The 8,613-nt window shown below is 43.7% G+C and carries 10 protein-coding genes; 4 read left to right on the top strand and 6 right to left on the bottom strand.

Translation table 11 applies throughout. The features are described from left to right. The 3 genes from LGZ98_RS22455 to purD form a co-directional block, all read left to right on the top strand. Positions 1 to 221 (top strand): hypothetical protein (locus LGZ98_RS22455; RefSeq protein WP_262978614.1); only part of this gene is annotated, 221 nt, incomplete at its 5' end. A gap of 37 nt (positions 222 to 258) precedes the next feature. Then, positions 259 to 1,848, top strand: coding sequence for a bifunctional phosphoribosylaminoimidazolecarboxamide formyltransferase/IMP cyclohydrolase (gene purH / locus LGZ98_RS22450; RefSeq protein WP_228902763.1), 1,590 nt, complete (start codon positions 259 to 261; stop codon positions 1,846 to 1,848). 21 nt (positions 1,849 to 1,869) lie between these two features. Continuing rightward, the gene (gene purD, locus LGZ98_RS22445; protein ID WP_113044056.1) at positions 1,870 to 3,153 is read left to right on the top strand and encodes a phosphoribosylamine--glycine ligase; all 1,284 of its coding nucleotides are present in this window, start codon (positions 1,870 to 1,872) and stop codon (positions 3,151 to 3,153) included. An 18-nt stretch (positions 3,154 to 3,171) separates the two neighbouring features. Here the strand turns inward: purD and LGZ98_RS22440 are convergent, their stop codons facing one another. The 6 genes from LGZ98_RS22440 to nudC all read right to left on the bottom strand — a co-directional run bounded on the left by LGZ98_RS22440 (position 3,172) and on the right by nudC (position 7,627). Next, positions 3,172 to 3,813 (bottom strand): DUF1481 domain-containing protein, encoded by a 642-nt coding sequence (locus LGZ98_RS22440; protein ID WP_113044055.1) that lies wholly within the window; start codon positions 3,811 to 3,813, stop codon positions 3,172 to 3,174. A 68-nt stretch (positions 3,814 to 3,881) separates the two neighbouring features. Then, the gene (gene hupA, locus LGZ98_RS22435; protein ID WP_012776594.1) at positions 3,882 to 4,154 is read right to left on the bottom strand and encodes a nucleoid-associated protein HU-alpha; all 273 of its coding nucleotides are present in this window, start codon (positions 4,152 to 4,154) and stop codon (positions 3,882 to 3,884) included. Between the two features lie 186 nt (positions 4,155 to 4,340). Beyond that, positions 4,341 to 4,931 (bottom strand): YjaG family protein, encoded by a 591-nt coding sequence (locus tag LGZ98_RS22430; RefSeq protein ID WP_113044054.1) that lies wholly within the window; start codon positions 4,929 to 4,931, stop codon positions 4,341 to 4,343. Between the two features lie 76 nt (positions 4,932 to 5,007). Then, positions 5,008 to 5,676 carry a deoxyribonuclease V gene (nfi, locus tag LGZ98_RS22425; protein WP_113044053.1) on the bottom strand — a complete coding sequence of 223 codons (669 nt, stop codon included), beginning with the start codon at positions 5,674 to 5,676 and terminating at the stop codon, positions 5,008 to 5,010. 4 nt (positions 5,677 to 5,680) lie between these two features. Beyond that, positions 5,681 to 6,745, bottom strand: coding sequence for a uroporphyrinogen decarboxylase (gene hemE / locus LGZ98_RS22420; protein ID WP_113044052.1), 1,065 nt, complete (start codon positions 6,743 to 6,745; stop codon positions 5,681 to 5,683). A gap of 114 nt (positions 6,746 to 6,859) precedes the next feature. After that, on the bottom strand, positions 6,860 to 7,627 hold the full coding sequence (nudC, locus tag LGZ98_RS22415) for an NAD(+) diphosphatase (protein WP_113044059.1): 768 nt from the start codon (positions 7,625 to 7,627) through the stop codon (positions 6,860 to 6,862). A gap of 149 nt (positions 7,628 to 7,776) precedes the next feature. On the opposite strand from nudC, the gene LGZ98_RS22410 reads away from it, so the two are divergent. Next, positions 7,777 to 8,439, top strand: coding sequence for an HAD family hydrolase (locus tag LGZ98_RS22410; protein WP_113044051.1), 663 nt, complete (start codon positions 7,777 to 7,779; stop codon positions 8,437 to 8,439). Positions 8,440 to 8,613: the final 174 nt, after the last annotated feature.

Genomic DNA, 8,613 nt, shown 5'->3' with positions numbered 1-8,613 from the left:
TTGATCGTTTGATTAATTCCACAGCAAAGCTCTACTTTATACCTACTTACCAACAGATTTATCCACATATGGCTAGTTGGATGAAAATTTATCGAGCATCACGCAAACGTTTTCGTTACAATTCGGTGGTTAAAATCATCAAGCGATTTTATCTGACTACACTGAAATGTTATTGCAGTGCCCATTTTTTATGTCCTGATATAGTGGGTTCTTCCCAATAACATGTTACTGCCTTACAAAATCCAAGGGATCAAATCAATGCAACAGCTTCGTCCAATCCGTCGTGCCCTGCTTAGCGTTTCCGATAAATCAGGGGTTGTTGAATTTGCAAAAGCCTTATCTCAACGCGGTGTCGAATTGCTTTCTACTGGTGGCACAGCTCGTTTACTCGCTGAGTCAGATCTAAAGGTTACTGAAGTTTCAGACTACACCGGTTTTCCTGAAATGATGGATGGCCGTGTTAAGACGCTGCATCCTAAAGTACATGGTGGAATCCTTGGCCGCCGCGGACAAGATGATGAAATCATGGCACAACACCAAATCTCACCGATCGATATGGTGGTTGTGAATCTATATCCATTCGCTCAGACCGTAGCTAAATCAGATTGTACTTTGGCAGATGCCGTTGAAAACATTGATATCGGTGGTCCAACTATGGTTCGCTCTGCGGCTAAGAACCATAAAGATGTAGCGATTGTGGTAAATAGTAAGGATTATGAAAAAATCATTGAAGAGATGGATAACAATCAGGGGTCATTAACACAATCAACTCGCTTCGATTTAGCCATTAAGGCTTTTGAACACACCGCTGCTTATGACAGTATGATTGCTAACTATTTTGGCAAGCTGGTTCCTCCTTATTATGGCGATACGACTCAACCATCAGGACGTTTCCCTCGTACTCTGAATTTGAATTTCATTAAAAAGCAGGATATGCGTTACGGTGAGAACAGCCATCAGGACGCTGCATTCTATATAGAAGAGAATCTTTCTGAATCATCCATTGCAACTGCAACTCAGTTACAAGGTAAGGCTCTTTCCTATAACAACATTGCTGATACCGATGCAGCGCTGGAATGTGTTAAGGAATTCGTGGAACCTGCATGTGTTATTGTTAAGCACGCTAACCCATGCGGCGTAGCAATTGGTAAAGATATCCACGATGCTTATGATAGCGCATTCAAAACAGATCCAACCTCCGCTTTCGGCGGTATTATTGCTTTCAACCGCGAACTTGATATTAAAACTGCACAAGCCATTATCGACCGCCAATTCGTCGAGGTAATTATTGCCCCCTCAGTAAATAAAGATGTACTACCGGTGCTAGCTACCAAACAAAATGTCCGTGTTCTGACATGTGGTAAATGGGAAGACCGGGCTGCTGGCCTCGATTTTAAACGAGTTAATGGTGGCCTACTGGTACAAGATCGCGATCTTGGTATGGTTGCAGTAACTAACCTACGTGTGGTTTCCAAACGTCATCCCACCGAACAAGAAATGAAAGATGCTCTGTTCTGCTGGAAGGTCGCTAAATTTGTCAAATCTAATGCCATTGTTTATGCAAAAAATGATATGACCATTGGTATTGGTGCAGGCCAAATGAGCCGTGTCTATTCCGCAAAAATTGCTGGGATTAAAGCAGCCGATGAAGGCTTAGAAGTTCAAGGATGCGCAATGGCATCTGACGCCTTTTTCCCATTTCGTGACGGCATTGATGCCGCTGCGGCTGTCGGCGTGAGTTGCATTATCCAACCCGGCGGTTCAATCCGTGACGACGAAGTGATTGCCGCGGCTGATGAACACGGTATTGCTATGATTTTCACCGGCATGCGCCATTTTCGCCACTAATCAATAGCAGGAGTTAATCTGATGAATATTTTAATTGTTGGTAGCGGTGGACGCGAACATGCGCTGGCATGGAAAGCAGCTCAATCTCCTTTAGCTGATAAAGTCTATGTCGCTCCAGGAAATGCAGGAACTGCCCTAGAAAGCAATCTCGAAAATATTGATATTTCAGCGACAGATATCAACGGCTTGTTAGTATTTGCACAAAGCCATGATATTGGGCTGACTATCGTTGGCCCTGAAGCACCATTGGTGATAGGTATTGTCGATGCATTCCAAAAAGCCGGGTTGACTATTTTTGGTCCAACTCAGGCAGCCGCTCAATTAGAAGGCTCAAAAGCATTTACCAAAGATTTTCTGGCACGTCATCAAATCCCAACTGCGGCTTATCAGAATTTTACAGCTATCGAACCCGCTCTTGCCTACCTGGATAAAGTCGGCGTTCCTATTGTTATAAAAGCTGACGGACTGGCTGCGGGTAAAGGTGTGATTGTTGCGATGACACTGGAAGAAGCCCAATCCGCCATAAAAGATATGCTAGCCGGAAATGCGTTTGGTGATGCAGGCCATCGTATTGTTATTGAAGAGTTTCTAACAGGTGAAGAAGCTAGCTTTATCGTTATGGTCGACGGTAAGAATGTTATTCCGATGGCCACCAGTCAGGATCATAAACGCATAGGTGATGGTGACACGGGTCCAAATACTGGCGGAATGGGAGCCTATTCTCCCGCTCCAGTCGTCACCGATGAAATCCACCAGCGTATTATGGAAGAGATTATTTATCCTACTGTTAACGGTATGGCTGCTGAGGGTCATATCTATACTGGTTTTCTTTATGCCGGCTTGATGATCAGCCAAAATGGCGAACCAAAAGTGATTGAATTTAACTGTCGCTTTGGTGATCCAGAAACGCAACCCATCATGATGCGTATGCGTTCTGATCTTGTTGAACTCTGTCTAGCTGGTGCAAAAGGAGAGCTTGCTGGTAAAACGTCTGATTGGGATGAACGCCCTGCTCTGGGTGTGGTACTCGCTGCCGGAGGGTATCCTGCTGATTATCACAAAGGGGATATTATTCATGGTTTGCCCCAACAAGAAAATGAAAGTAGCAAGGTTTTCCATGCTGGTACAGCAATGAAAGGCAATGATGTTATTACCGCAGGTGGACGCGTTCTGTGTGTTACAGCATTAGGAGAAACCATTATAGATGCACAGAAAAATGCTTACCAACAAGCAGAAAAGATTGAATGGAATAGCTGTTTTTACCGCAAGGATATCGGCTATCGGGCAATTAACCGATTGAAGTAATCATAAAACTGACGAGGGTCAGAGACTGTCCTTCGTCGGTTCCCAACGACAAAAGTCATTATTGGCTACCAACAGTAATTCGCGGCCAGCAGGCGCTTCCAACCAAGCAATGGTTAATTGGCTGTAGCTACTTTTTTCACGCTGTTCAAGCCATGACCTCGCGTAAGGTTCAAACTCAACGGAAATCGTTTCACCTGCACAGGTAGTGACTTTACCGTTATTCCAGTGCCCTTGCACCAAACGCACATTTCCCACTATCAACGCATCACTTAATTCAAGCGTCCGTTTAGCATTAAACTGCATACGAACAATATCATCGCTAGAAAGTGGCTCTCGTCGCGTTTTCGACTGCTTTTGCATAAAAATCACATCACCGGATTTATTCAAACGAAGTTGTTCAGATAGTGGATTTTTATCATTCAAAATTTCACGACGAATTTGGCGCAAATCTCCCTGCTTATATTCATAAAAAGTCACGACGGTATTGTCATTACGGTAGGGGCTGTAAACACTCATCAGCACCTGAGGTTTACTGTTCTGATCGTTGAGACGCCACAAGCGGACAACACCATCATTGGCAATGAATCCACTTGCGCTGAAAGAAGGTTCTTTAGGTTGATTGGTACAGGCGCTGAGCGCGAAGACGAATCCTAGTGTCATCAGCCCCTGACGAACCAACAAAAGGGGATAAATAATACCCCTTCTATTTTTTCTTTTTTGCAATGAAATTATTTAACTGCGTCTTTCAGAGCCTTACCAGCAGAGAAAGCAGGTACGTTTGCAGCCGCGATTGTAATTTCTTTACCGGTTTGCGGGTTACGACCAGTACGTTCTGCACGATGGTTAACTTTGAAAGTACCAAAACCTACCAGTTGTACTGAATCGCCCGCTTTCAGGGATTCGGTGATTGCATTCAAAGTTGATTCCAGAGCAGCTTTTGCCTGAGCTTTAGTCAGGTCTGTGCTTTCTGCGATTGCATCAACTAATTCAGTCTTATTCATAGATTATCCTTACAGTGTGTTTATCGTTTGCAAAGCATCGAGTGCGACGGATATGCCGAATGACAGCACCCCTGCATACACGCACCGATAGCCACTTCTTTTCACCCCCCAAATGTAGAACAGAGTGGGGGCAAAAGTGAAGCCTTTGAACATGGCATTTAAAGCATTAAATCACGTTTTTTCACTTTACTGCGTTAAATTTATACCAATGTTGCTCATTCCTGACTCCCGGAGGTCAGCTTTCAATCCTTTAATCAACTCAATATCCCGCTCTTCGCAGCTAACCAATAAGCGATAAATTTCCCATTGGATGTCCCACTCTTGTGCAATAGCAGGTAATATTTTTAGTTCTTCATCGGTCATTTCTTTCCCGGCCTGAGTCATTTCAAGCATAGCAACAGTGCGGATTGAAATTTCACTCACTGCAATTGCATGCTCCAATGTTTCACCACTCAGACGGGAGTGAATAATTTCCCCTAATGCAATACATGCATCAATTGCCGGGTACACACCGTAAATATCGTAATCATCCGCAGAGGGAATAATTTGTTCCAACTTTTCCAACTGATTATCAAAATTCACCTTGGCATCTTTTACAACTAATATTTCCCACACCAAATCCAGAATACGGCGGTAAAGAGCAGGTTCTGCAAACGCCGTCTGGCAACAGAACATCTGGTAATTTGGATACATCCGTTCGCATAGACTTGCCATAAAGGTCAGATGCTGCCAGCTTTCAAGTTTTTCCAGCCGTAAATGTATCGGGTTTCGTAACATTAGTTTTTACTCGTTATGCACAATTTGCTCCGCAGTTTACCTGAAATTCAAGAATATCCACACGCTTACACCGAATTTAAGGATTTTTCTGTATCATTTGTTCAAAAAATGGCCTATTTGAGGCTATACCATCTGCCCAACGGGTTGTTTCAGGCAAGCGGTAACCTTTCATACAACATTCCACCCATAGCAATGCGCTATCAAGACTGATTCTGTGTCCTGTAGAAATATACAACGGATTACAACGTTTTTTACTTCTCCATACCCAACCAATCTGCTCCTCTTTATCAAACAAAGGTTGGCAACTGCCGGGCTGTTCCCCCAATGGTTCACTTTCACCACATAAACGACGTTTTGCCACACCAATTGTGGGCACATTAGCTAATAAACCAAAATGGCTAGCAACACCTAAACGACGTGGATGAGCAATGCCATGACCGTCCACCATTACTAGATCAGGTTTGTATTTCAACAACTGCCAAGCAGCCATTAATGCAGGATATTCACGGAAAGAGAGTAAACCGGGAATATAAGGCAGCGTAGTTTCAATTCGAGCTATCTGATATTCCACCAGTTCAAGAGCAGGATAAGAAAGAACCGCTATCGCTGCACGGGTAATAGTTCCCTGCCGTTCGAAACCCACATCAGCACCAGCAATCAATTTAGGTGGGGAAAAATCATCATAACAGATAACCTGTTGAGCCTTTGCTATTTGTTCCTGCCGTAATGCTTTCGTATTAATCATATTTTTACTGATGATATTTAGCTGAAAGTTTATGTACCGCTTCGACAAATACCCCTGCGTGTTCCGGCAGTATATCCTGATGGATACCATGACCAAGGTTAAAGACATGACCAGAACCCGTCCCAAAACCTTGCAAAATTGTCGAAACTTCCTGCTCAATCCGTTCTGGAGAGGCGTATAACATGGATGGGTCCATGTTACCCTGCAAAGCGACTTTATTCCCCACACGACGGCGCGCATCGGCAATATCTGTCGTCCAGTCCAAACCAAGCGCATCACAACCGGTTTCAGCCATTGCTTCCAGCCATTGTCCACCACCTTTAGTAAACAGTGTCACCGGCACACGACGCCCTTCATTTTCACGGATCAGACCATCAACAATTTTGTGCATATAATGTAAGGAAAATTCCCGATAATCCCGCCCCGTCAGTACTCCACCCCAAGTATCGAAAACCATCACAGACTGAGCACCTGCCTTAATCTGAGCATTGAGATAAAGAATAACGCTGTCTGCTAGCTTATCCAGCAACAGATGCATTACGGTAGGTTCGGCATACATCATTTTTTTAATTTTAGTGAATGCCTTGCTGCTACCACCTTCCACCATGTAAGTTGCCAGTGTCCACGGACTACCAGAAAAGCCTATCAAAGGAACCTTGCCCGCGAGTGCCTTACGAATCGTACGCACGGCATCCGTCACATAGCCCAGCTCCATTTCCGGATCAGGCACCGGCAGCTTTTCCACATCAGCGCGGCTGAAAACAGGAGATTTAAAACGCGGACCTTCACCTGCTTCAAAATAGAGCCCCAGTCCCATCGCATCAGGAATAGTGAGAATATCAGAGAAGAGAATTGCCGCATCCAGTGGATAACGCTGCAAAGGTTGTAAAGTGACTTCACAAGCGAGCTCAGTGTTTTTACACAAAGCAATAAAATCACCGGCTTTAGCACGAGTAGCCTGATACTCAGGTAAATAGCGGCCAGCCTGGCGCATCATCCAAACAGGGGTAACATCAACGGATTGGCGTAATAAAGCTCGTAAATAACGATCATTTTTCAGCGCATTCATGACAGGCTCCATCTATATTTATTGGCCGCAACATAATCTGACTACAATGATTAGAACGTCATTGTAACATGACAGGTAAATCTCTCCCGTTGAATTGCGCCAAACAGTACATCATCACGTATTTCGGCACAGAACAACCGTATCTTCAATCAACCGACGGGCAATAGTATTATGTGGTGGAATCAATGGCAGTTGCTCATAGTGATACCAATCTGCACTAATCAGCTCTTGCGGATCATGGCGGATCTCACCACTATCATAATCAGCCAGAAATGCCATCATCAATGAATGAGGGAAGGGCCACGGTTGAGAAGCCACATAACGTAAGTTGCGAATTTTAATATTACTCTCTTCCATCACTTCGCGGGCTACAGCTTCTTCGAGTGTTTCACCGACTTCAACAAATCCCGCAAGGACGGTGTATATGCCTCCACGATGACGCTGATGTTGAGCCAGCAAAATATGATCATCCCGACGAATACCGACGATAATACAAGGCGCAATCTGCGGATAATAACGTTCATGACAGTGATGACACAAGCAAGCCCATTCACTGACACTATGGTGCATTTCACTGCCGCAATAACCACAATATTGATGAGAGCGATAAAACTCTGCCAATTGCACTCCCCGGCCAGCTAATTGAAACAAGCCACGATCACTTGCAACAATTTGCCGTAAAGAAACCATATCTGAAGCCATTTTCTGACGGATAAGCCAAACTTTCTCACCCTGCCACTCACCAATAGGCAAGGCTATTTTTCCTTGCAATGACCATTGGACAGCAATTCCAAAAGGTAATTCCCCTTCCGGGAGCCAAATACGATTTTCATCGCTGATAATCCACCAGCCACGTTCTGTACCTGTAATTTGTTGTTGCATCATCATGACATCATAATTACGATTAATATCTGTATAAATCATACGCTTTCTAGTCAGAAAAACATGCTTTTATTGCTATTGGTCACTACACAGTATTACAAGCATTATTCTCAGTTATCAATGTGCTTTGACTTGAGGAACACAACATCATGCCACAACTGCTTGTAGTATTTGATCTGGATGACACCTTAATTTCCGGTGATTCCAGCGCTATATGGACAGAGTTTTTATGGGAAAAAGGCATAATTACTGATCCCAGCTTTATCGAAGCAGACAAAAAAATGATGGTTGATTACAGCGCAGGTATGCTGAATATGAACGACTATCTGGCATTCAGCCTGCAAACATTGCATCAGGTTCCACAAGAACAAGTTGATCTTTGGCTGACTGAATTTGTTAACGAAAAAATCAGACCTCGATTTTATCCGCAAGCTAAAGCTCTTATTGCAGAGTATCAACAGCAACAAGTCCCAATTATGATCATCTCAGCCACAGTCTCTTTTATTGTAAAAAAGATTGCTACCGAATTGAATATTCACACGGCACTGGGCATTGATATGGTAATGGAAAATGGCTGTTATACCGGTAAAATAGATGGAATTGCGACTTTTCGTGAAGGTAAAGTAAAACGGATAAAACAGTGGCTGGAACAGAAAAATAGTTATCCCCAAATTATTCGCTTTTACAGTGATTCAATTAATGATCTGCCAATGTGTCAATTTGCCGATGAGGTAATTACGGTCAATGCTGATGCCCATTTAAAAACCGAAGCACAACAACATGGCTGGCAACAATTAACCTGGTCACTGTAAATACTTTCAATCAGTAAGGGTTGTAGTTTTCATAATCCCTTCTATACCCGTCATCTTTCAAGTTGCTTCTTTGTTGGCTGCACTCTCTCACCCCGGTCACATCGTTATCTATGCTCCCGGGGATTCGCTCCCTTGCCGCCGCGATGCATCTTGAAATCCATAGGGTATATACTA

The organism is Photorhabdus kayaii, assembly GCF_025384895.1.
In the GTDB taxonomy this organism is placed as follows: domain Bacteria; phylum Pseudomonadota; class Gammaproteobacteria; order Enterobacterales; family Enterobacteriaceae; genus Photorhabdus; species Photorhabdus kayaii.
This window is presented reverse-complemented; position numbering and strand designations above follow the sequence as displayed.

Bases quoted from the DNA above. Each gene is read 5' to 3' on its own strand.
- hemE (WP_113044052.1), bottom strand. From the start codon at position 6,745: ATGAATGCGCTGAAAAATGATCGTTATTTACGAGCTTTATTACGCCAA.
- hupA (WP_012776594.1), bottom strand. From the start codon at position 4,154: ATGAATAAGACTGAATTAGTTGATGCAATCGCAGAAAGCACAGACCTG.
- purD (WP_113044056.1), top strand. From the start codon at position 1,870: ATGAATATTTTAATTGTTGGTAGCGGTGGACGCGAACATGCGCTGGCA.
- nudC (WP_113044059.1), bottom strand. From the start codon at position 7,627: ATGCAACAACAAATTACAGGTACAGAACGTGGCTGGTGGATTATCAGC.
- LGZ98_RS22410 (WP_113044051.1), top strand. From the start codon at position 7,777: ATGCCACAACTGCTTGTAGTATTTGATCTGGATGACACCTTAATTTCC.
- purH (WP_228902763.1), top strand. From the start codon at position 259: ATGCAACAGCTTCGTCCAATCCGTCGTGCCCTGCTTAGCGTTTCCGAT.
- LGZ98_RS22430 (WP_113044054.1), bottom strand. From the start codon at position 4,931: ATGTTACGAAACCCGATACATTTACGGCTGGAAAAACTTGAAAGCTGG.
- nfi (WP_113044053.1), bottom strand. From the start codon at position 5,676: ATGATTAATACGAAAGCATTACGGCAGGAACAAATAGCAAAGGCTCAA.
- LGZ98_RS22440 (WP_113044055.1), bottom strand. From the start codon at position 3,813: ATGACACTAGGATTCGTCTTCGCGCTCAGCGCCTGTACCAATCAACCT.